Below are 25097 nucleotides of genomic sequence, written 5' to 3' on the forward strand. Positions count from 1 at the left end.
ACAATGAAACACAAACTACTTTACATATGCTTGTTTTTAACTTCTTTTGCCTTTGCACAACAACCTCAGGTAAAAGTAGAAATTGATACAACAAACATCAGAATTGGTGAACAGTTTCAATATAAAATATCTGTTGACGAAACCGAAAATGTTATCATTCCTAAGTTAGAAAACTTAAAAGGATTGGAGGTTATTGATACATTAAAAATTGATACCATTGAAAACAAGCTAATCCAAAAATATATTTTAACAGGTTTTGATAGTGGTGCTTTTTACATTCCACAACAACAAATATTTATTAGAAACCAAGCTTACCTAACCGATAGTTTATTAGTTAACGTAGCTACGGTTCCTATCGATACTACTAAAGTTAAAAAATTTCCAATTAAAGGAATTAAAGGAGAACCGTATCAACTTGATGATTTCAAGCAATATTTTTGGTGGGCTATAATAGCTTTAGTTGTTATTTTACTACTACTCTATTTCTTTGTTTTCAAGAAGAAAAAAGAACAAGAAGAAAAGGTTATTATTCCTTTATTACCTCCTTATGAAGAGGCCATCCAAAAGCTAGAGGAGTTAGACGAAAAATTATTATGGCAAAATAATCAAGTTAAAAAGTATTATAGTGAATTAACAGACATTATAAGGGACTATATTGAACGAGAGTTACATGTTCCTGCCTTAGAAAGTACTACTGATGAATTAATTGATGTATTAAAAGATTTAAACGACACAAAGTCAATAGAAACTTCCAAGGAAATTATTGATAAATTAAAAGGGCTTTTACAAGAATCTGATTTAGTTAAGTTTGCAAAATCGAAGCCTTTGTCTCATGAAATAGAAGAAGACAGAAAAGATGCAAAGCTTATTATAGATAATTTAAAACCTAAAAAACAAGTAGAAGAAGATGAAGTGGAATAATTTCGAATTTCATAGTCCTGAGTTTTTATGGTTGCTAGTATTAATCCCTTTATTAGCTTTTTGGAGTTTTTATAGCAGAAAGAAAGATAGTGCACAGCTAAAAATGCCAAGTACCAAAGGTTTTAAAGTACAAGGTTCTATTTTACCTAAATTAAAACCTCTACTACACCTTTTGAGATTATTAGCTTTAACTTGCCTAATAGTTGCTTTAGCACGTCCTAGAAATGTAGCTGTTAGTAAAAAAACAAAGACGAATCGAGGAATTGATATTGTAATGGCTGTTGATGTTTCGGCCAGTATGTTAGCAAAAGACCTTAAACCAAACCGATTGGAAGCTCTAAAAAGAGTCGCGATCGATTTTATAAATCGACGTCCAAATGATCGTATTGGTATTGTAGTATATGCAGGAGAAAGTTTTACACAAACTCCGATTACTAGTGATAAATCTATTGTGAAAAGAACTATTTCAGAAATTAAATGGGGTCAGTTAGAAGGCGGAACAGCTATTGGAATGGGCCTAGGTTCTGCTGTTAATAGATTAAAAGAGAGTAAAGCTAAAAGTAAAGTTATTATTTTACTAACTGATGGTGTAAACAATGCAGGATTTGTAGACCCTAAAACTGCTACTGAATTAGCTAAAGGGAATGAAATTAAGGTTTACACTATTGGAATAGGAACAAACGGAATGGCTCCTTTCCCATGGGCTAAAGACCCAAGAACTGGTAAAATTTCTTTTAAAAACCAATCTGTTGAAATTGATGAAGATTTGCTAAAACATATCGCAAGCGAAACTAACGGAAAATATTTTAGAGCAACTAACAACACCAAATTAAAAGAAATTTATGACGAAATCGATAAGCTAGAAAAAACTAAAATAGAGGAGTTTAAATATTATAATTACTCAGAAAAATATCGTTTTTTAGTACTCCTAGCAGGAATCTTTTTACTCTTAGAATTCACCCTAAAAAACACAGTATTTAAAAGTTTTATTTAAGCAAGATGTACAAACTAGAAGAACCAATATATTTTTATCTTTTTGCAATTATTCCTATAATAGTTGTGGTTTTCCTATTCGTTTTATGGTGGAAAAAAAGAACTCAAAAAAAGTTTGCCAATCCAGCTCTTTTATCTAAAATAGCACCAAACACATCAACCTTTAAATCAGTATTAAAACTTGTTTTCTTTTTAATTGGGCTGTCTTTTCTAATTCTATCATTAGTAAACCCTAAAATGGGAACTAAGTTAAAAACAGTAAAAAGAGAAGGTGTTGATGTAGTATTTGCTTTAGATGTTTCTAAAAGTATGTTGGCAGAAGATATTGCTCCTAACAGACTAGAAAAAGCAAAACAAATTATATCTAAAACTATCGATAAATTAGGAAGTGATAGAGTTGGTATTATTATTTATGCAGGTAATGCTTATCCTTTACTTCCTATTACCACAGATCATGCTGCTGCAAAAATGTTTTTGCAAAACGCAAATCCAGATATGGTTTCAAGCCAAGGTACTGCCATTAACGAAGCACTAAACTTAGCAAATACTTATTATGACAATGATGAGCAAACCAATCGTTTTTTAATCATTATTTCAGACGGTGAAGATCATCAAGAGGAAACCAAACAAGTAGCTCAAAATATCGCCAACGAAGGTGTTAAAGTATATACCGTAGGTGTAGGAACCGAAAAAGGAGGTCCAATTCCTATTAAATTAAATGACGCACTTATTGGTTACAAAAAAGACAGAATGGGAGAAACAGTAATTACCCAAAGAAAACCTGATGTTTTACAAGGAGTTGCTGATGCTTCTGATGGACAATATTTTGATGGTAATAAAACTGAAAATCCAGTAGAAGCTATTGAAAAAATTATAGGGAACGCACAAAAAAACGAGTTTGAAACAAAACAATTTTCTGATTATAAAGACCAGTTTCAATGGTTTGTAGCTATTGGGTTGTTATTTTTAATTCTTGATATGTTTTTGTTTGATAAAAAAACCAAATGGTTGAAGAAAGTAGATTTATTTAATGAGGAGTCTTAAGCTCCGTTAAGTAGTAATGTGGTATAGAATGAAAAGTTTACAAAATTTAATATTTGTTATTATTATTGCTGTTTCTGCAATGGCAAATGCACAACAAGACACGCTTAAATTACAGCGTGAAGCACGTGATTTATTGCGAGAAGGAAACAAACTATACAATAAGCAAAAGTTTAGCGATGCTGCTATTTCCTACCGAAAAGCTTTAGGTAAAAATAGCAAGTACGAAAAAGCAAGCTATAATTTTGGTAATACCTTATACCAAGAAAAAAAATACAAAGAAGCTGTAGAACAGTTTAAAGTAACTACTGAAACTTCAAAAGACAAAATGGCTCAGGCTGAAGCTTATCACAACATAGGTAATGCTATGATGGAGCAGAAGCAATATGAGCAAGCTGTCGAAGCTTTTAAAAATTCCTTACGTAGAAATCCGAATGACGATGAAACACGTTATAATTTAGCAGTTGCTCAAAAAGAAGCTAAAAAGCAGGAACAAAACGAGAAGGACAACAAGGATAAAAATAAAGACCAAAAGAACAAGGATCAGAAAGATCAACAAAAGCAAAACGACAAAGACAAAAAGAACGACAAAAATAAAGATCAAAAAGGCGACGATAAGGACAAAAAAGATGATAAGCAAGATCAGAAAAATGACGATCAAAAAAATCAACAAAAACCTAATCAAGACCCAAAAGACAAAAAAAATCAAAAGCCTAAACCTCAACAAGGTAAAATGACCCCTGAACAAATGAAACAGTTGTTAGAGAGTTTAAATAATGAAGAGAATAAAACGCAGAAAAAAATGAATGCGAAAAAATCAAAAGGAAGAAAAGTAAAACAAGAAAAAGACTGGTAATTTTACAGTTTTTAAAATCTTAATTATTTTTATACATTTTTGAAAATTAACATGAAGTTGAAAGTATACATATCGTTATTAGTTAGTTTTATAACATTTGCCATTAATGCACAAGACGCCGCGTTAACGGCTAAAGTTAGTAAAAACAAATTGGGCGTAAATCAACGATTACGTATTGAGTTTTCAATCAATAAACAAGGAGCTGATAATTTTAAAGCTCCTAATTTCACTAATTTTAAAATAGTTGGTGGCCCTAGTCAATCAGTAAGTCAATCTTGGATTAACGGTAAAGTTTCCTTTAATCAATCATACACTTACATTTTACAACCAAAAAGAAAAGGAGAATTTAATATTCCCTCTGCGAGTATTGAAATTGATGGAAAAACAATAAAGTCAAACCCTATAAAAGTTATTGTTTTAAATGCTGTTGATATTCCTAAAAACCCAAACGACCCTAGTTATATTGCAGAACAAAATATTCACTTAGTTACTGAAATTTCTAAATCTAAACCTTATGTTGGTGAAGGGATTTATGTAGAATATCGCTTATATTTTAGCGACAATGTTGGTATTTATGACAATGCAATTACAGAAGCACCACAATACAATGGATTTTGGAATCAGGAAATTAAGCGTAACGGAATGGGTGTTAAAACTGGCACCTATAACGGAGAGAATTATCGTTATGCAGTATTACACAAGGCGCTATTAATACCAACCACTTCCGGTAAGCTAACAATAGACCCAATGAAGATGGATATAGTCGTGGCAGTACCTACTGGAAGGGCTGATTTTTTTGGAAACGTAATTACGCGTCAAGTTCGTAAAGAGTTTTCTTCCGCTAAGAAAGTTGTTAATGCTCAGGCTTTACCTCTTCAAAATAAACCGGAGGACTTTACAGGTGCAGTGGGTCAATTTTCTTTTGATGTTTCTTTAAGTAAAAACACCTTAAAGGCAAATGAATCTTCACAAATTAAGGTTTCTGTAAATGGTAAAGGAAATTTAAAATTATTTGAACTTCCAAAAATTGAAACTCCTAAAGAACTGGAAGTTTATCAACCAGAAAGAAAAGAAAACGTTCGTATTACAGGAACTGGGTTATCAGGTTCAATTACCGATAGCTATACAGTTGTCCCCGAATTCAAAGGAAAATATAGAATTCCAAAAACTAGCTTTTCTTACTTTAATCCGAAAGAAAAAGTGTATCAAACTATTACTACTGATGATTTATATGTTGATGTTTTAGAAGGAAAAGAAATTCCGACAAATTCAGATGCTAACACAGTAGCTAAACAAGATGTGAAAGTTACGGGTAACGACTTTAGATACATCCAAACATCTACTGACTTACACCCCATAAAGACAGATGATTTCTTTAAATCTACCTTATTTTATGTTCTTTTATTACTTCCTATTTTAGCAATTCCTGTTGGAATCTTTATTCAAAAAAAGAAAGAAGAGCGTGATAGTGATATATTAGGAAATAAGCTACGAAAGGCAGACAAACTCGCCAAGAAATACTTATCGGAAGCACAAAAGCAATTAGGTAATAAAGAAGCTTTTTATGAAGCTTTAGAAAGAGCCCTACATAATTATTTAAAAGCAAAACTAGGTGTAGAAACTTCTGATATAAGTCGTGAAAAGATTACTGATTTATTAGCTAATAAAAACGTTAATAAAGAAACTATTAATAGTTTTATTGAAGTATTTAACAATTGTGATTTTGCTAGATATACTCCAATTACCAATGTACAAATGAAAGAGGAGTATGAGAAGGCAAAACAAGTAATAACGCAATTAGACAGACAATTATAATGAGAAAGTTAGTTATATATTTATTCTTATTGGTGTCAATTAGTACGTTAGCACAAAATGCCAATGATTTATTTACAAGCGCGAATTCTTTATACAAAGAAGGAAAGTACGAAGAAGCAATTAAACTATATGAGCAAATAGACGATGAAAATTTAGTATCATCAGAAGTGTATTATAACTTGGCTAACTGTTACTATAAGATTAATAAAATAGCGCCTACTATTTATAATTATGAAAAAGCATTACAGTTAAACCCTTTAAATGAAGATGCTAAAAATAACTTAATTATAGCAAAGCGTTTAACTCTTGATAGAATTGAAGCATTACCCAAATCAGTTTTTCAAAAGTTTAATGAAAACTATTTACAAAAGTTTACTTATAACACTTGGGCAATAATTACCATTGTGCTTTCTTTTGTTGCTTCTATTTTATTTTTGCTGTTTTATTTTGCCTATACTCCAAATAAAAAAAGAACTTATTTTACAACTAGTATTATTTCTTTTTTGCTTTTAACAATCTCTTTAACTATTACATACACACAATACAATCAAGCTAACAACACTATTGAAGCTATTATTTTTACTGAAGAAGTTTCAATTAGCAATGAACCTACTGATAACTCAAATGAAGTTTTCACATTGCACGAAGGAACCAAAGTTAATGTCTTAGATTCTGTAGATAATTGGAAAAAAATAAAGCTTGCTGATGGAAAAGTTGGATGGATAAAAGCGAAAAATTTAAAAGAACTATAACATTTTAGATGTAAAAAATTAATTACTTTTGTCTCTAAATAAATAGAAAAATTATTTTGAAATCTAAAATCGCTATCTTTTTTATCGTTTTGTTCGCAGGCATTATTGTTACGCCTTCGATAATTACGTTGGTAGATAAAGACCAAGATATCACTATTTTCTTAAGTTTAAGTGAAGAAGAAGAAAACACTAAACATGTTAAGGTCGCTGAGTTAAAAGCTCACCCTAATGAAGATTATACTTCTTTTTTATATAGAAAAATTCAAAAAAAGAAAAACGTACGTTTTCAATCTAAAAACTACGTGTCACAGTATCCTAAAATTCTCACCCCACCTCCCGAGCTATTTACTGCATAGTACCTGAATAAGCTATTTCTTATATGAGGTGTTAAGCATGGAAATATTTCAATGAATCAAACAATTATCGTTGAAGTATTTCAAGTATCTCTTAGTGAATAAAAAATCAATTATTTAAATTAAAAATACACTCTAAATTTTTGTTTAGAGTATAAAATATACGCATATATTATGTTTAAAACTATTAAAAGCGACTTGCCAGCAAGTATTGTCGTATTTTTTGTTGCTTTACCTTTATGTTTAGGTATTGCTTTAGCTAGTGGAGCTCCTCTTTTTTCAGGTGTAATTGCAGGAATTATTGGAGGTACTGTTGTTGGAGCCTTGAGTGGTTCGAAAATAGGAGTTAGTGGCCCTGCAGCTGGTTTAGCTGCTATTGTTTTAACCGCTATAGGGTCTTTAGGTGGTTATGAAAACTTTTTAGTAGCTGTTGTATTAGGAGGTATTATTCAAATACTTTTTGGTGTTCTTAAAGCTGGTGTTATCGGTTATTACTTCCCATCATCGGTTATTAAAGGAATGCTTACTGGTATTGGTATTATTATTATTTTAAAGCAAATTCCTCACTTCTTCGGATATGATGCTGAACCAGAAGGTGCTGATAGTTTTATAGAAACTTCAGGAGAAAATACTTTTTCAGCTATTTTAAGTATTACTGATAATATTACCATGGGATCAATGGTTATTGGTTTTATTGGATTGGCTATTTTAATTCTTTGGGATAAAGTTTTAAGTAAAAAAGGAAGAATATTTCATTTAATTCAAGGGCCATTAGTGGCTGTTGTAACAGGAATTATATTTTTCACCTTAATGCAAGGGAATGAAACATTAGCAATACAAGCTTCGCATTTAGTAAGTGTACCAATTCCTGAGAGCTTTGATTCTTTCTTAACGCAATTCACATTCCCTAACTTTAATGCTATTACAAACTACGAAGTTTGGGTAACTGCATTTACCATTGCATTAGTAGCAAGTTTAGAAACTCTACTTTGTGTTGAAGCCACAGATAAATTAGACCCAGAAAAAAATGTAACTCCAACCAACAGAGAATTATTAGCGCAAGGAACAGGTAATATTTTATCTGGTTTAATTGGAGGTTTACCTATTACTCAGGTAATTGTAAGAAGTTCTGCTAACATCCAATCAGGAGGTAGATCTAAAATGTCTGCAATTATTCACGGATTATTATTGTTACTATCAGTTATTTTAATTCCAACCTTATTAAATAAAATACCTTTATCTGTACTAGCGGCAATTTTATTAGTTGTTGGTTATAAACTAGCAAAACCTAGCTTATTTAAACAAATGTACTCGTTAGGGTGGAAACAATTTATTCCTTTTATTATAACCGTTTTAGGTATTGTTTTTACCGATTTACTTACAGGAATTTCATTAGGATTAGCTGTAGGGGTTTTTGTTATCTTAATAAAAAGTTATCAAAACTCTCACTTCTTACATATTGAAGATAAAAGTAACGGAGTGCACAAAATAAAAATGACACTAGCTGAAGAAGTGACTTTTTTTAACAAAGGAGCAATTTTAAAAGAATTAGACAGCTTACCTGAAGGCACTCATTTAGAGTTAGACGTAAGAAAAACCAGGTACTTGGATAATGACATTGTTGAAATTTTAGAAGATTTTGCTTTTAAAGCCAAAGAAAGAAACATCAACATTAAACTTATTTCTGAGCGTGGTATTGTAGAAAACCCTGAAAGCTTTATTAAGTTCTTTAAACTTAGACCAAAAGCAGCTTAATTTTTCTTAAAACCAATAAGTTGTAAGCCAAAATACTTTATACTAACAATACTTAATTAAGTATTGTTAGTATTCATAAAAACGACATACATAATTTTATAAAAATATATCAATGAAAGCACACACTAAAGAAACACAAGCTACAATGACTCCTGAAAAGTCATTACAATACCTAAAAGAAGGAAATCAAAGATTTCAAAACAACCTAAAAGCTAATCGTAATTTGTTAGAGCAAGTTAACGATACTAGAGAAGGACAATTTCCTTTTGCTACTATTTTAAGTTGTATAGATTCTAGAGTTTCTGCTGAATTAGTTTTTGACCAAGGGTTAGGAGATATCTTTAGCGCACGAATTGCTGGTAACTTTGTAAACGAAGATATTTTAGGTAGCATGGAATTTGCTTGTAAACTAGCAGGTACTAAATTGGTTGTAGTATTAGGACATACAAGTTGTGGAGCAGTTAAAGGAGCTTGTGATAATGCTAAATTAGGTAACTTAACCAATATGTTAAGTAAAATTAAACCTGCTGTAGAAGCCGTAACTGAACCTAAAGATGAGAGTTTGAGAAACTCCTCTAATTTAGAGTTTGTAAACAACGTTGCAGAAAAAAACGTACAATTAACTATCGATAGAATTTTAAACGAAAGTGATGTACTAGCTGAAATGCATAAAAATGGTGAAATTATGATTGTTGGAGCTATGTATAATATTAAAGATGGTTCTGTTACTTTTTATGAATAAAAAACATCTCCTATAATTATTATTATAAAGAGAATCTAAACTTAGTTTTAGGTTCTCTTTTTTTATTAACTTCGGTAATTATATTGCTTAATCCAGAAAGCAACTGTAAAAGATTCTTCCAACAAACAATTTTTATAATAATGAATCTATCTAAAATTTTTGAAAACAATAAAGAGTGGGTAAAAAACAAACTATCTACCAATAAAGATTACTTTAAAAAATTAAGTGAAGGACAAAGTCCTGAATTATTGTATATAGGTTGTTCTGATAGTAGAGTTTCAGCAGAAGATTTGATGGGTTCAAGTCCTGGTGAAGTTTTTGTACACAGAAACATTGCTAATATGGTACCCGCAATTGACTTAAATTCCGCTTCAGTAATTGAATATGCTGTTGAACATTTAAAAGTAAACCATATAGTTGTTTGTGGTCACTACTCTTGTGGAGGAGTAAAAGCTGCTATGCAATCTGCCGATTTAGGATTGTTAAATCCTTGGTTACGTTATATCAGAGATGTATATCGCTTACACAAAGATGAATTGAATAAAATTAAAGATGAGAATGCTCGTTACGATCGCTTGGTTGATTTAAATGTGCAAGAACAATGTGTTAACCTAATTAAAACTGCCGCTGTACAAAAAGCTTATAGAGATAGAGGGTTAAAAGTACATGGTTGGGTTTTTGATATTAAAACAGGAAATCTCATCGATTTAAACATTGATTTTGAACATATCTTGGAAGACATCATGGAAATTTACCACTTAGATTAAATTAGTAAAAACGGATAACTTTTTATCCGTTTTTTATATTGTTATTTTTATCTCCTCACTATTATCACTTTCCTCCTCTTCTTCTTTTATAATTGAAGGAAAAATTGTTGGAGCAATTTTTTTAACAGGCTTAAATAAGATAGATTCTTCTAAGCTCTCTTCTTTCACAAACGGAATAGTATCATTCATTTTCCCGAAAAAAATAAAAATTACGCTTAAAATTAATCCGATTTTTAAAGCTCCAAAAACACCTCCTAAAATTTTATTTAAAATTCCTAGAGCTGCAAAATCAGCTATTTTAGTTAAAATTTTTCCTAATAAAGCTATTACTACAATTATTACCACGAAAGTTCCAGCAAAAGCCGCTAAAGAAATATACTTTTCATCCCAAGTAACACTGTCTTTTAACCAATCTCCTATAAAATAAGAAAAGTGTATAGCACCATAAACCCCAGCTACAAGTGCTACTAAAGAGGCTATTTCTACAAACAAACCTTTCATTAAACCACGAACAAAACCAAAAAGTAATAACGCAGCTATTATTATATCAAATGTATTCATTGTTGTTTTCTGAAATTCTAAATTAACGAGACTTTATAGAAAAACACAGCAAAATTAATTATGTGTGTAGATACTATACAAATATACATAACTCATTCCTATCTTTGCTTTTTTCAAAAAGCACAAATGACAAAAGAAACCAACTTAAAAGAAAAATGGGATTTTCTAATAACTCAGTTATCAGAACAATTCGCAGATGGTGACGATCTTAATATCGACGGAGTTATCTACTTAATTGGTGTTCAAGAATTAGGACAAGGACACCGTAAGTTTAAGAAAGATGAGAAAGTCAATCTTATGCATATTGCTATTTGTAAGTTATTGGAACCTTACGGATACTATGAGTTTGATTTTTTTGATGATGAAGGATGGCCACATTATAAGACTCTAACTGAATTACCTAACCTAAAGCCAGGTGAACAGTCAGTTTTAATGAAAGAAGCCATAATTAATTATTTTGAGATAATTAACTTTTTTGATTAAGTAACGCTTAACTTCCGAATCATTTTTGACAACAACTTAGGAAAAAAGCGTTTGGTATATACACCTAATTTTTCCTTTGCTCCAGCTATATAAACTTCTTCTTTTTTATTTTTTATCGCTTTTAGCATCAATTCGGCAAACCTATCTGGATCTATACCATTTACCGTAGCTGAGTCCATTTTATTTTGAGGAGTTCCATTTCCTGTTAATGCATTTCTTGACACATTAGTAGTTACAAACCCGGGGCAAACCAAAGTAACAGCAATATTATCATTATAATGTTCTGCTCGCAAACTGTCAAAGAAACCATGCAAAGCATGTTTAGTTGCTGCATAGGTAGAACGCAGTGGAGTTCCTATTTTTCCAACAATACTTGTAGTTACAACAAAATGTCCCGATTTATTTTCAATAAAATGAGGCAATAAAGCTTTTGTTAAAGCTACAGTTCCTAAATAATTATATCCATCAAACGTTTATCAACTTTTATCGAAGTGTCTTTCACCAACGATCGTTGGCTTAATCCCCCATTATTTACTAAAACATCAATGCTACCAAAAAACGAAACCGCTTTGGTTACCTTATCAGTAAGCTTTTCATAATCTTCTAAATCCAAAGGTAAAACCATAACTTTTTCTGGATATTTACAAAGTTTTTTCACTTCTCTTAAAAAGCTTTCATTTCTTGAAGATATAATTAACTTTGCTCCATAATTAGATAACTTAACTGCTAGAGATTTGCCAATTCCTGAAGAAGCTACCGGTTACCCAAAATATTTGTTCTTTAAAGTTCATGTTTTGAAACAATTAAATAAATGTTTCTAAAATACATAAGAAAAAATAAAAACGGTACACTTCTTGGATAGAAGTTCGCAAATGACTAGTTTTAAAACCTTATTAATAACCCTTTAAAACATTATGATGAAAAAATTACTGGCTCTATTAATATTCACCACATCACTTGTAAATGCACAGTACACTGTTAAAGGTACTATGACCCCTCCCGACAAAGGAGATTGGGTTATTTTATATAAAATTGAAGGAGCGAAACAAAAGTTTCTTGCAAATACTACAATTAAGTTTGATACTGTTGCAATAAGTGGTGAAAAACAAGTTTTAGGAAAGTTTAGTTTTGAACTACCTAACACCGCAAATTCTGGGGCCTATAGAGCTACCTACAGAAATTCTGGTGCTGGCTTTGTTGATTTTTTCTTTAATAAAGAAAATGTTGAATTCGTTTTCAATCCAAGGTATCCTGATCAATCAGTTCTTTTCACTAGCTCTAGAGAAAACAAGTTATACAGTGAATACTTACAAGCATACAATGCTGTGCAAAAAAAGATAGATTCATTACAAGCTTCTTATATCGAAACTAAATCAAAAGACACAAAAAAAGCTTATAAAAAAGAGCTTAAGAAACTAGAAGACGTACAAGAAACGTATGAAAATAAGTCTGAAGGAATGTTGGTAAATAGCTTTATAACAGCTTCTCATCGTTACAACTCATCCAATCCTCACGATAATGTACAAGATTATTTATCTGCTACTAGTGAAAACTTTTTTGAACATATCGATTTTAAAAGTGATAAGTTATATAATTCTTCTTTTTTAATTGATAGAATTAACGACTACGTTTTCTATTTAAACTATTCTGAAGATAAAGATGTTCAACAAAAACTAATTAAAGAGTCTATTACTAAAGTTATGAAGAAAATTTCTTCTGACAAATTAGAAAAAGCGGTTATCGATTATTTAATTAGTGCACTTACTGATAAACGTAACGGACCAATTGTAGATTGGATGTTTGCTGAATATTACGATAAGCTTCCTGCTAAAGATCAAGATGCTGATTTTAAAAAGGAAAAATTAGATATATTACTTGCAACTGTAGGTAGAGTAGCTCCTGACTTTTCTTGGAAAGAAGGAAATGAAGAATATAAATTATCTACATTAAACGATGGCAATAAGTATTTATTAGTATTCTGGAGTACTGGTTGTCCACACTGTGTAAAAGAAATTCCAGAACTTTATAAATTTATGCAAAGTCATAAAGAAGTATCTGTAGTTTCTTTTGGTATTGAAAATGAAGAGAATGAATGGGATGAGTTTGTTAAAAACTTACCAGGATGGCACAATGCAATAGGAACACATCCTGAGTATAAATTTGATAACGAAACAGTAAAAAAGTATAACCTACTTGGCACACCTTCTTATTTTGTATTAGACAAAGACAAGAACATTATTGCTATGCCTGATCATGAAGAGGATGTAGAAAAATACTTTAGTAGTGATAAGTAATTACTAGTGTAAATAACATAAGAAAAGCTCAACAAATTTGTTGAGCTTTTTCTTTTTTAAAAGAATAAAAATGCATCTTCAATATGTTCAATTACAAATTCGTTTTGTTGTTTAATAACAGCGATAATATCAAACCGTATTTCTACATCTAAGTCCTTTTCTGTTACATAATTATCTATAGCTGTAACTAATAGTTTTATTTTCTTCGGGTTCACAAAATCTTGTGGATTCCCAAAGTAAGCTGTTGATCTTGTTTTAACTTCAACAACAGCTAAAGTCTCCCCATTTTGAGCAATAATATCAACTTCAGCTTTTTGAAATCGATAGTTTTTTTCAACAATAATATATCCTTTTTTAACAAGATAGTTTATTGCTAATTGTTCTCCCTTCTTACCAAGTTCATTGTGTTGTGCCATTTAAAAACTTATATTTGAGCAACCTTAAATCTTTGTATCATGAAAAAAAACATGGGAAACACAGACAAAGCTATTAGAACTTTAATTGCTCTAATAATAGCAGCTCTATCTTATTTTGAGTTTATTACAGGTGTTCTTGGTAATGTTTTACTCATAGTAGCAATTATACTTTTAGTCACTAGTTTAGTTAATTTTTGCCCGCTATATAAGTTGTTAGGAATAAATACATGTAAAACAAAAAACTAATTAAACTCTACCAAACATTCCTTATTTTTACTTATCGATAATTTAACTTCTCTACCCATTATCAATGCTCTATTATCTGGTTCGTGACCAGCCGGAAAATTAAATAGCACAGGAATATCCTTAGGAATAACCTCTAAAATTAACTGTTCTATTGAGCTCCCCCACGGTGTTGTGTTTCTTTTAATCTTGGTCATATCACCAACAACAATAGCTTTAACGTTTTTAAAATACCCTGCACGTTTTAAACTTTGCAACATTCTATCAATTGAGTACTTATATTCACCTATTTCTTCAATAAACAAAACTTTTTCATCTGTAGAAATTTGACTATCCGACCCTAACATAGAAGCTAAAATAGCAATATTACCACCTACTAACTCACCTGAAACCCTTCCTACTCTATTCTTGTTTGAAGTAGCAACTTTATAACTTAATTTTTCTCCAAACAATGCTTTTTTAAAAGTTGCTATGGTTTGTGCTATTTCTTCTGCTTTTTCTTCCATACTCGTACCCATCATTGCATGTAAAGTTTCAACACCCAAATTATGAATGTGATTATGAAACGCTGTAATATCAGAATACCCAACAACCCACTTTGGATGTTTTTTAAACTCAGTAAAATCTAGTTTATCTAAAATTCTCACAGAACCATATCCGCCTCGTGCACTCCAAATAGCCTTAATATTCGGATTATCTAATGCATCTTGAAAATCTTGACATCGTTCGTCATCAGTACCCGAAAAATGATTATTCTGATTAAACATATGTTTTCCATACACTACTTTTAACCCCCAACTTTCTGCTAATCTTTTAGCTTTATCAATTGTATGCTTACGGTTTTTTAAAATTCCAGCAGGAGCAACAATTGCAATCGTATCTCCTTTTTGCAAATATGGTGGTGTAGTTAACTTCATAGTTTCATTTTGCGCATAGACTGATGTAATTATCAGTATAAAAAATAAGGTAAAAATTCTTTTTTCCATAAACAAGTCTCTTTTCTTGATCTTAAAAGTCTAAAATCCATCAAATGTACCTAATTTATAACAGTATAAAAAATTGCTTTTTCGTACTTTTGCGCTTTAATTTTAGTAGAAAAACATGAGTACACCAAAAAGATATACAATTACAGCAGCATTACCTTATACAAATGGCCCAATCCATATTGGACATTTAGCAGGGGTGTATGTTCCTGGAGATATTTATGCGCGTTATCTGCGTCAAAAAGGAAAAGACGTAGCCTATATTTGTGGTTCTGATGAACATGGAGTTGCAATACCAATGCGTGCTAAAAAAGAAGGTGTTACTCCACAGGATATTATTGATAAATATAACGGAATCATTAAAAAATCATTTGAAGATTTTGGAATTTCTTTTGATAATTATTCACGTACTTCAGCTGAAATTCATCATAAAACAGCTTCTGATTTTTTCACAAAATTATATAACGATGGTGAATTTATTGAAGAAGTTACGCAACAACTATATGACGAAGAAGCGAATCAGTTTTTAGCGGATCGATTCGTTATTGGTACCTGCCCTAAATGTGGAAATGAAGAAAGTTACGGAGATCAATGTGAAAAATGTGGGACAAGTCATAATGCTACAGATTTAATTAATCCTAAATCAGCTATTACTGGAAATGTTCCTACCTTAAAAGAAACTAAACATTGGTTTTTACCTTTAGATAAACACGAAGCTTTCTTACGCGAATGGATTTTAGAAGGACATAAAAATGATTGGAAACCTAATGTATTAGGGCAATGTAAATCTTGGATTGATGACGGACTACGTCCTCGTGCAGTAACCCGTGATTTAGATTGGGGAATTCCTGTTCCTGTTGAAGGTGCTGACGGAAAAGTGTTATATGTTTGGTTTGATGCACCAATCGGGTACATTTCTTCTACCAAAGAATGGGCAGAACGAGAAGGCAAAAATTGGGAGGACTATTGGAAAAAAGACGATACTAAATTAGTCCACTTTATTGGTAAAGATAATATTGTATTTCACTGTATTATTTTCCCTGCAATGTTAAAAGCACACGGAGACTTTATTTTACCAGAAAATGTACCAGCTAACGAGTTTTTAAACTTAGAAGGAAATAAATTATCTACTTCTAAGAATTGGGCAGTTTGGTTACACGAATATTTAGAAGAATTTCCAAACCAACAAGATGTGTTACGTTATACTTTAACAGCCAACGCACCTGAAAATAAGGATAATGACTTTACTTGGAAAGACTTTCAAGCAAAAAACAACAATGAGTTAGTTGCTATTTTTGGGAATTTTATTAATCGTGTTGTGGTATTAACAAACAAATACTATAATGGAGTGATTCCTGCTGCTGGTGATTTATCGGAAGTTGATAAAGATACCTTAGAGCAATTAAAAGAATTCCCTAACATTATTGCAAAATCTATTGAGCGTTATCGTTTTAGAGAAGCTTCTCAAGAACTAATGAATTTAGCTCGTTTAGGGAATAAATATTTAGCTGATGAAGAGCCTTGGAAGGTGATTAAAGTTGATGAGGAACGTACTAAAACCATTATGAATGTTGCCTTGCAAATCGCAGCTGGTTTAGCGGTAGTATCAGAACCTTTTTTACCATTTACTTCAACAAAGTTAAAATCAATTTTAAATATTGATAACAATCTTTCTTGGAATGATGTTGCTGAAAAAGACATTCTCTTAGCCGAAAACCATCAAATTAACAAAGCGGAATTATTGTTTTCTAAAATTGAAGATGCTACAATTCAAACTCAGTTAGACAAATTAGAAGCTACCAAAAAAGCAAACGAAGCAGCTAACAAGGTAGCAGAACCTCAAAAGGATACTATTGAATTTGACGATTTTACAAAAATGGACATTCGAGTAGGAACTATTGTTTCGGCTGAAAAAGTGGCTAAGACAAAAAAACTACTGAAACTTACCGTAGATGTAGGTATTGATACCCGTACCATTGTTTCTGGAATTGCTGAAAGCTTTAAACCAGAAGATATTATTGGTCAGCAAGTATCTGTACTATGTAATTTAGCTCCAAGAAAATTACGTGGTGTAGAGAGTCAAGGAATGATTTTAATGACAGATACTCCTGATGGTAAATTAGCTTTTGTTCAACCTTCTGAAAAGGTGAATAACGGAGAGTTTATTGCTTAAAATCCACGAAACACACATACATATATAAAATCTCACTAAGAAGTGAGGTTTTTCTTTTTTTATAAACATACTTCAAATCCTTACCACCTATTACAAAGCACTTTAAAACCACAACCTCATTAAATTTAAAATTCATCTTATAAACACATTTAACTTAAGGCATAATTTTTGAGATATTTCGAACTTATTACTAAAAAAGTTACATGAAAACTGAACTCTTATTCTACAAAAATCTAACCAAAACCCTTAAGCTATCTTTATTTATTAATTTTCTTTTTATTAAAACCTACTCTTTTACACAACAACAAAAAACAAACCCAGTAATTACTAATTTTCAAAACTATACTTCTGACTATAGAGAGCTAGCCTATTCTCAACTCAACAAATCTACCTATATAAAAGGAGAAACTCTGGGGTTTTGTAGTTATATAATTGATAAGGCTAAAAAAACTCCTTCACTCTTAACTAAAAACTTATATTGTGTTATTACAGATGAAAACAATCATATTATTAAGGGTAAACTAATTAAAGTTAATCGAGGAATTGCATTTAACTTTTTTGAGATTGATAGTCTTTTCTCTAGTGGAAAGTATACTTTTAAAGCATACACAAACTGGATGAAAAATTTTGATGAACCCAACACCTTCGTTGAATCTTTTAAAGTCATTGATCCAGAAAAAAATTCTTACTTAAAAAGAAAGGCTCTTTCTAGTGCGATAGATGCTCAATTTTTACCCGAAGGTGGCCACCTCGTAAACAATATAAAAACTAAAGTAGGAGTTACCATAAAAGACAGTAACGGATATGGTATTCCAAATGTAGCAGGTAAAATATACGATTCTAACAACACCCTTATTACTACTTTTAAAACTAACTTCTTAGGTATTGGTAATTTTTCTTTACTTCCAAAAGCGAAACAAAATTACATAGTTAAAATCACACATTTAGATAAAGAATATAAACACACCATAACAGGAATTAAAAGTAAAGGAGTTTCGATTAAACTAAACCGAGTGAACAACAAAGTTCTTATAGAGTTAGGAACAAATCAAAAAACATTAAAAAATATTAAAAATAAGCCTTTTAAATTAACTATTCATAATGGAGTTATTATAAAAGAAGCAGTTATTAAATTTAAAGAAACTAGTTTTATTAAAGTAATTGATTATAAAAAATTACTCCCTGGTATAAATATTTTTACACTTTTTGACGAAGACAATAACCCTATTTTAGAACGTCTTTTTTTCAATTATAAAGGTATTGAAACGTTAACTTTAAAAGAGCCTAAACTTTCAAAAAAAGGAGATTCTTTACAAATTGACATACCCTTTTTTCAACTTTCTAACAGACCTAAAAATAATATTCATCTTAGTGTATCTGTACTACCAAAAGAAACTAAAGCTTATCAAAAAAACCATAATATAATTTCTTACACACACCTACAACCATATGTTAAAGGCTATATAGAAAATGCTAGATATTATTTCATCAATATTAATAGAAAAAAGAAATATCATTTAGACAATTTACTTCTCACTCAAGGTTGGAGTAGTTATGATTGGAACTCTATTTTTGAAAACAATACTTCAAACCACTTTGCTTTTGAAAATGGCATTACCATTAAAGTTAATAAAAACAATATTAATAACTCTGAATTTTTTATTTCTCCATTAAAGCTTAGTAATCCAAGTATTATAAATGTCCAAGAAAATAAAAAGTATTTTGTAAAAGATGGTTTGTATCCATTGAATAAAGAATCTTTAAAATTAAGTGTATTAAATAAAAAAGGAAAACTAATCAAGCCTGATTTATATGTTCAATTTTCTCCTAATAAAATCCCCCTAATTAACAACTATTTAAAAACATCTTTACCTCCCAAAAATAGCTATTATTCATATGAATTTAAAACCAACCCTTTTTCATACTCTGAATTTGATGAATATCAAAACCTAGACGAAGCCATTATTAGTGTAAATTTAAGACAACAAAAAATCGATAAGATTCAATCTAAAAATTGGGGTGATATTTATTTAATAGATGACTCTCATAGAAGATTTAATTTAAGATTAGCAAACTATATAACTTCATATGTAATGGGTTTTACAGTTACTGGATATATGGGGCAATTTATTTTAAGTAATAGTTCAGGAAAATCATCTTTCAGCTCCGCTCCTCCAACCGTTTACTTAGACGATGTGATTCAGTCAAATCTTGACTTCTTACATCATTTCAGTATGGATGACATAGATTATATGGTTGCAAATCGTCATGGATTTGGTGAGGGCATGCGTGGATCTAACGGAGTTTTAAAGATTTATACCCGTAAAACTTCAAGCGTAAAAAGAAAAATTGACAATAATAGGAAGTTTAATTTCCCTTTAACATTCTCCAACAATAAAAAATTCTATGTTCCTAAATATAAAACTTACCATAATTCTTTTTATAAAGAGTATGGAGTTATAGATTGGATCCCTAATGCTAATCTAGATAGTAGTGGAAACTTAAACTTTAAAATACACAACCCAGCTAATACAAACATCACTCTTTTTATAGAAGGAATAACTCAAGATGGAAAATATATTGTAGCTAAAAAAGTATTAAATATTGATTCTAATAAATAAAACAGGGAGATTTATCACTAAATAAACCAGCATATTTTTTTCGCCCTTATCTCTATTTATTTTTTATATGTGCTTTATAGTAAATTAGCCTTTGTGCAACCTTCTCAAAAAGTGAATAACGGATAATTTATAGCTTACATATAAACATTTATTATATTCGCAACCTCGCTATTTATGCGAGGTTTTTTATTTAAAATATTTTTCAATGCAACTCATCTCATATATAATTTCTCGTACACAACTCTCTCAAAAATCAATTCAAAACACTATTGAATTGTTAAATGAAGATTGTACCATTCCTTTTATAGCTCGTTACCGAAAAGAAAAAACAGGTAATTTAGATGAAGTTGAAATAGGTCAAATTGTACAACTTAAAGAACAATTTGAAGCGTTAGAGAAGCGAAAATCAGCCATTTTAAAAGCTATTGAAGAACAAGGTGCTTTAACAGATGAGTTAAAAGCTAAAATTGAAAAAATAGAAGATTTAACTACGCTAGAAGACATTTATCTTCCTTATAAGAAGAAACGAAAAACTAAAGCAGAAACAGCTCGTAAAAACGGTTTAGAACCCTTGGCGAAGATAATTATGAGTCAACGTGTAAACGATTTGGAATACACGGCTTCAAAATATGTAAACAATGACGTTGAATCCGAAGAAAAAGCGTTAGAAGGCGCTCGCCATATTATTGCGGAATGGATTAACGAACGAACTGATATTCGAAATAACATACGTTACCAATTAGAGCGTTTTGCTAGCATTGTAACCAAGGTTATCAAAACCAAAAAAGATGATGAAGCTGCTCAAAAATTTAAAGATTACTTTGATTGGGAAGAAAACCTAGGTAGAATACCTTCTCATCGATTGCTAGCTATTTTACGTGCCGAAAAAGAAGGTTTTATTCGCGTAAAAATTAGTATTGATAATGAACGAGCACTTCAAAAAATGGAGGACAGAATTATTCGTTCGAATAATGAATGTGCTGAGCAAATTGAATCAGCTATTGCTGATGCTTATAAACGTTTGCTTTTTCCTGCGTTATCAAATGAAGCTTTATCTATTGCCAAAGAAAAAGCTGACGAAAACGCCATTAAAGTATTTGCTAAAAATTTACAACAATTACTATTAGGTTCTCCTTTGGGTGAAAAGCGAATCTTAGCTATCGACCCTGGATTTAGAACGGGTTGTAAAGTGGTTTGTTTAAGTGAGCAAGGAAAGTTATTACATAACGAAACTATTTTTCCGCACGCACCTCAACACCAATCCAAAGAAGCAATGAACAAACTTAGCTCTTTAACAGATGCTTATAAAATAGAAGCCATTGCTATAGGTAACGGAACTGCTTCAAGAGAAACTGAACGCTTGGTGAAACGTATCCACTTTAAAAATGATATAGAAGTATTTGTTGTAAGTGAAGCTGGTGCTTCTATTTATTCTGCTTCTAAAATTGCACGAGATGAGTTTCCTAATTACGATGTAACGGTTCGTGGAGCTGTTTCAATTGGTCGTAGATTAGCTGACCCTTTAGCTGAACTGGTAAAGATAGAAGCCAAATCGATTGGTGTAGGTCAATACCAACACGATGTAGATCAAACACAATTAAAAAAATCACTAGACACTGTAGTAGAACATTGTGTAAACAAAGTAGGTGTTAATATTAATACAGCTAGTGCTTCTTTATTAAGTTATGTTTCTGGAATTGGACCTAAATTGGCTGAAAACATAGTGAATTACAGAAATGAAAATGGAACTTTTACCGATAGAACTGCTATTAAAAAAGTTCCTCGTTTAGGAGGAAAAGCATTCGAGCAATCGGCTGGTTTTCTACGTGTTAAAAATGGTAATAATCCATTAGATGACTCTGCTGTACATCCTGAACGTTATTCCTTAGTAAAACAAATGGCAAAAGATGCAGGAACCAAAGTAAATGATTTAATAGGTAATTCTTCCGTTTTAAAACAACTAAAACTACAACAATACATAACAGACTCTTACGGGTTACCTACGCTACAAGATATAGTAAAAGAGTTAGAAAAACCTGGATTAGATCCTCGTGAAAAAGCAAAAGCTTTCAGCTTTAATGAACACATTAAAACCATTGATGATGTAAAAACAGGTATGATACTTCCTGGGATTGTGAATAACATTACCAATTTTGGTTGTTTTGTTGATATAGGCATTAAGGAAAGTGGTTTAGTACATGTTTCTAACCTTTCTGACACTTTTGTGAAGGATGTAAACGAGCATCTAAGCTTACATCAACACGTTCAAGTTAAGGTATTGGAGGTAGATACTGCAAGAAAACGTATTCAGTTAAGTATGAATTTTTAACAAAAAAAACGAGCTAATTAAATTAGCTCGTTTTTTTGTATGAATAATAACTTCTTTTTTAGTTATTAATAATCCAAGAAAGGTAATATAACCTACCTATGTTCCCTAACCCTGGAGCATGTTGGTATTCTTTACCGAATAAATTTGTACCTCCAATTTTAAACTTAGATTTTAAACTAGGAATACGATAATTTAATTGTGCATCTAAAACAGTTCTTGCATCAACATTACCTTTTACAAAAGTTGAAACCCATCTATATTTATCAGTCCATCTTGCATTGATATTAAACCCAAAGTTTTTGAAAAGCTTTTCATTTCCAAACTGAATTTTAGCACTATGTTTTGGTGTATTAAAGTTAGGCTCAAAAGATCCAAAATCTAAGTCTTCTTTCATTTCAAAATCTGTGAAATTATAATTTGCACCTATATTGAAATTTCTAAATAACTTTGTATTGAAACCAATACCAATACCGTAAGAGTTAATCTTAGATTTAGCATTCGTAATTAAGTTAAACTCAGTTACACTTCCTGTTCTAATTGCTTCAGCAGCTAAAGGATCTAATTGACCTGTTGCTATTACGTTTCCTATATTTGGCACCACCACGTCTTGGAAAAACACAAAATCGTTGTGTACACTATAAAATGCGTTAAAGTCTATATCTAAGTTAGTATTATTTATATTTAAAAGACTTCTATACCCTAACTCAAACGTTCTAACTTCTTCTGCTTGTATTTCTTTATATTCAGATTTAATATTTTGTCCTCTCTCATCAATAAAACCTAAATCATATACAGATCTTGTTAATAAAGCATTATTAATTATATCATCTCCTGTTGTAATAGAGTTTTCTGTTACAGTATCACCTGTTGTCGGATCTTCATATCTACTAACAGTAGGTATTCCTATTCTTCTTAGGTTATCATCTGTAGAACCTACGGTAATTTTTCTGGCTGAAAAAGCGAACATATACTGCTCTTGAATTGTTGGATTTCTAAATCCTGTTTGATACGATGCTCTAATTATATGCAATTTTTCTTCTCCTAAAGCATAGTTAAGCGCTAACCTTGGTGAATAGTTTACTGAAAAGTTTTCAGATTTATCGTAACGGATAGAACCTGTAAACTTTAATCTTTCATTTAAAAATTTCTTTTGAAGTTGTGTATAGAAACCGTATTCTTCAATATTTATTTCTTCGTTAGCATCATTAAATATTGTTCCTTTTGATTCTGGATTATAGTTTCTATAAGAACCTCCAACTTGAACATCTGCCCAATCATTAAGTAAGCTTCTAAAGTTATAGTTTGCATCCACATGTGCATAAGCACTTTTGTCGTAAATTTTACTCCCTCCTTCAGTTATTAATGTTGATGTAATTGAATTAAATCCATTGGTAAATTCAGCAGTACCTGGATTTAATCTAAATTGATCTGCAAATTCTCTAGACATTGCTATAACTCTTGGATCAATATCATTTACATTGAAAGCATTTCCAGAAGCCCCTATAAGAGACGGATCATTATTTATAAGATCCATGTATTGTATTGCATAATAATCTCCCCAAGTTGGTCTATAAGTTATACCAGATAAAACAGGAATTTTAGCATCTGCTAATGAGTTTAATCTTTGAGCTGTGCTTGTTAAATCGTAACTATCTCCTGCATCATTACGTGTATAATATCCTCTTACAAAGAAGTTATCTCCTTTTACCTCTAACTTAGACTGCCCTATATAATAGTTACGTTGTGCAAATCTTGATGCAGCTCCTTGAAACATGTTATCACCCATTGCTATTCTTGTAGCTAACTGAATTTCTAACGATTCATCTTTAAAAGGTCGGTAATGTAATGAGGTAGAAAACTTTAAGTTTTTAGATTTATAATCTCTAACCAATTCTCTTTCTGTATATCCTTTTCTACTAATATGTGTTCCTATCGGGAATTTTAATTTAGAATCTTCATCTAGTGATGATGCATCTAAATACCTTAAATATACAAGTACAGGAGTTGAGCTAGTTAAATCTGCAAAATCTTCGTCTCCATACATGTTGACACCATCGTAATCTAAACTTTGAGAAGCATCAAAGCTTCCGTCAATAATCTCATTAGTGTCAATTCTTTTGTTTCTATTATCGGTAGCATGCCACTCTTCTGCCTCAAAATAAGAGAAGTTTACTTTTGCTGCAAAAGCATCACTAAACTTATATGCCATTCGAGTACTAACATCATAAAAAGGGTTGTTGCCTGCCGCTTCTTGACTAGTCATTCCACCTTTTACTAAAACACTTACACCTGTATGGTTAAATGGGTTTTTAGTATTCATTATCATAATACCATTATAAGCATTGGCACCATATAAAGCCGAAGATGCTCCTGGTAATATCTCTACACTTAAAATATCTAATTCAGATACACCAGATAAGTTACCAGCACTTGTATTTAAAGCTGGTGCTGCTGTATCCATACCATCTACCAACTGAACAAATCTTGAATTATTAAAATCAGCAAACCCTCTAGTGTTTATAGATTTGTAACCATAGCTAACCTCTCTGGCATCAACTCCTTTTAAATTAGCTAATCCGTCATAAAAAGAATTTGAGCTATTCTTTTTAATATCAGTTAACCCTAGCCTTTCTATGGTAACAGGAGATTCAATAATTTTTTCTGGAGTTCTAGAAGCTGATATAACCACTTGATCTAACAGAAGGTTTTCTTTCAAAACTACGTTTATCTTTTTCTCAAAAGAAATAATTGAAACCTCTTCTGTTTTAAATCCAAAAGCAGAAATTGTTAATGTTTGAGGTAACGTATTACTTGATAAAACGATTGAAAAGTTTCCTTCTTCATCTGAAACTGTAAAAGTTTCACCGTTTGAAATTTTCGCATTGTAAAACGGCTCTAAATATTCATCATACACCGAACCTGATATTTTTACCTGAGCATAACTTGTTATAGCAGCTAAGGTAAAAACAATCATTACTAATTGTTTTTTTAACATTTTA

General features: G+C 31.0%; 20 protein-coding genes and 1 pseudogene. 16 read left to right on the top strand and 5 right to left on the bottom strand.

What is annotated here, in order from left to right:
- Positions 1–3: 3 nt before the first annotated feature.
- The 10 genes from C7448_RS00415 to C7448_RS00460 all read left to right on the top strand — a co-directional run bounded on the left by C7448_RS00415 (position 4) and on the right by C7448_RS00460 (position 9995).
- The gene (locus tag C7448_RS00415; RefSeq protein ID WP_115899402.1) at positions 4–921 is read left to right on the top strand and encodes a hypothetical protein; all 918 of its coding nucleotides are present in this window, start codon (positions 4–6) and stop codon (positions 919–921) included.
- On the top strand, positions 908–1915 hold the full coding sequence (locus C7448_RS00420) for a vWA domain-containing protein (RefSeq protein WP_115899403.1): 1008 nt from the start codon (positions 908–910) through the stop codon (positions 1913–1915). The genes C7448_RS00415 and C7448_RS00420 overlap by 14 nt, the downstream gene beginning before the upstream one ends.
- A gap of 5 nt (positions 1916–1920) precedes the next feature.
- Positions 1921–2958: a VWA domain-containing protein gene (locus C7448_RS00425; RefSeq protein WP_211321872.1), complete on the top strand. Its 1038-nt coding sequence runs from the start codon at positions 1921–1923 to the stop codon at positions 2956–2958.
- 28 nt (positions 2959–2986) lie between these two features.
- Positions 2987–3811, top strand: a complete 825-nt coding sequence (locus tag C7448_RS00430) for a tetratricopeptide repeat protein (RefSeq protein ID WP_115900098.1) — start codon at positions 2987–2989, stop codon at positions 3809–3811.
- A gap of 51 nt (positions 3812–3862) precedes the next feature.
- Entirely contained in the window at positions 3863–5626 is a 1764-nt protein-coding gene (locus C7448_RS00435) for a BatD family protein (RefSeq protein ID WP_115899404.1), read from the top strand.
- Entirely contained in the window at positions 5626–6378 is a 753-nt protein-coding gene (locus tag C7448_RS00440) for a CDC27 family protein (protein ID WP_115899405.1), read from the top strand. Before C7448_RS00435 ends, C7448_RS00440 begins: the two co-directional genes overlap by 1 nt.
- 56 nt (positions 6379–6434) lie before the next feature.
- Complete coding sequence (locus tag C7448_RS00445) at positions 6435–6734, top strand: hypothetical protein (protein WP_245939401.1); 300 nt, start codon at positions 6435–6437, stop codon at positions 6732–6734.
- A gap of 171 nt (positions 6735–6905) precedes the next feature.
- Positions 6906–8486, top strand: coding sequence for a SulP family inorganic anion transporter (locus C7448_RS00450; RefSeq protein ID WP_115899406.1), 1581 nt, complete (start codon positions 6906–6908; stop codon positions 8484–8486).
- A 112-nt stretch (positions 8487–8598) separates the two neighbouring features.
- Positions 8599–9228, top strand: coding sequence for a carbonic anhydrase family protein (locus tag C7448_RS00455; protein ID WP_115899407.1), 630 nt, complete (start codon positions 8599–8601; stop codon positions 9226–9228).
- 140 nt (positions 9229–9368) lie between these two features.
- Positions 9369–9995: a carbonic anhydrase gene (locus C7448_RS00460; protein ID WP_115899408.1), complete on the top strand. Its 627-nt coding sequence runs from the start codon at positions 9369–9371 to the stop codon at positions 9993–9995.
- Positions 9996–10028: 33 nt separating this feature from the next.
- On the opposite strand, the gene C7448_RS00465 is transcribed toward C7448_RS00460, so the two are convergent.
- Positions 10029–10556, bottom strand: a complete 528-nt coding sequence (locus C7448_RS00465) for a CvpA family protein (RefSeq protein WP_115899409.1) — start codon at positions 10554–10556, stop codon at positions 10029–10031.
- 126 nt (positions 10557–10682) lie between these two features.
- Between C7448_RS00465 and C7448_RS00470 the strand changes: the two genes are divergently transcribed.
- Positions 10683–11039 (top strand): hypothetical protein, encoded by a 357-nt coding sequence (locus C7448_RS00470; RefSeq protein WP_115900100.1) that lies wholly within the window; start codon positions 10683–10685, stop codon positions 11037–11039.
- Here the strand turns inward: C7448_RS00470 and C7448_RS00475 are convergent.
- Positions 11036–11781 (bottom strand): annotated as a pseudogene (locus tag C7448_RS00475) (SDR family oxidoreductase). The gene C7448_RS00470 and the pseudogene C7448_RS00475 sit on opposite strands and share 4 nt — an antisense overlap.
- Before the next feature lie 172 nt (positions 11782–11953).
- Here C7448_RS00475 and C7448_RS00480 point away from each other — a divergent pair.
- A complete protein-coding gene (locus C7448_RS00480; RefSeq protein ID WP_115899410.1) occupies positions 11954–13333 on the top strand; it encodes a TlpA family protein disulfide reductase in 1380 nt (459 codons plus the stop codon).
- Positions 13334–13389: 56 nt separating this feature from the next.
- Here the strand turns inward: C7448_RS00480 and C7448_RS00485 are convergent, their stop codons facing one another.
- Positions 13390–13749: a YraN family protein gene (locus C7448_RS00485; RefSeq protein ID WP_115899411.1), complete on the bottom strand. Its 360-nt coding sequence runs from the start codon at positions 13747–13749 to the stop codon at positions 13390–13392.
- Positions 13750–13788: 39 nt separating this feature from the next.
- On the opposite strand from C7448_RS00485, the gene C7448_RS00490 reads away from it, so the two are divergent.
- Entirely contained in the window at positions 13789–13995 is a 207-nt protein-coding gene (locus tag C7448_RS00490) for a YgaP family membrane protein (protein ID WP_115899412.1), read from the top strand.
- On the opposite strand, the gene C7448_RS00495 is transcribed toward C7448_RS00490, so the two are convergent.
- Positions 13992–14978, bottom strand: a complete 987-nt coding sequence (locus tag C7448_RS00495; protein WP_115899413.1) for a S66 peptidase family protein — start codon at positions 14976–14978, stop codon at positions 13992–13994. The genes C7448_RS00490 and C7448_RS00495 overlap by 4 nt on opposite strands.
- Positions 14979–15093: 115 nt before the next feature.
- On the opposite strand from C7448_RS00495, the gene metG reads away from it, so the two are divergent.
- The 3 genes from metG to C7448_RS00510 all read left to right on the top strand — a co-directional run bounded on the left by metG (position 15094) and on the right by C7448_RS00510 (position 22098).
- On the top strand, positions 15094–17148 hold the full coding sequence (metG, locus tag C7448_RS00500; RefSeq protein WP_115899414.1) for a methionine--tRNA ligase: 2055 nt from the start codon (positions 15094–15096) through the stop codon (positions 17146–17148).
- 203 nt (positions 17149–17351) lie between these two features.
- Entirely contained in the window at positions 17352–19769 is a 2418-nt protein-coding gene (locus tag C7448_RS00505) for a hypothetical protein (protein ID WP_115899415.1), read from the top strand.
- A 205-nt stretch (positions 19770–19974) separates the two neighbouring features.
- Complete coding sequence (locus C7448_RS00510; protein ID WP_115899416.1) at positions 19975–22098, top strand: Tex family protein; 2124 nt, start codon at positions 19975–19977, stop codon at positions 22096–22098.
- A 58-nt stretch (positions 22099–22156) separates the two neighbouring features.
- On the opposite strand, the gene C7448_RS00515 is transcribed toward C7448_RS00510, so the two are convergent.
- Positions 22157–25093, bottom strand: a complete 2937-nt coding sequence (locus tag C7448_RS00515; protein WP_115899417.1) for a TonB-dependent receptor plug domain-containing protein — start codon at positions 25091–25093, stop codon at positions 22157–22159.
- Positions 25094–25097: the final 4 nt, after the last annotated feature.

Origin of the sequence: Tenacibaculum gallaicum, assembly GCF_003387615.1 — a bacterium.
GTDB lineage: Bacteria > Bacteroidota > Bacteroidia > Flavobacteriales > Flavobacteriaceae > Polaribacter > Polaribacter gallaicus.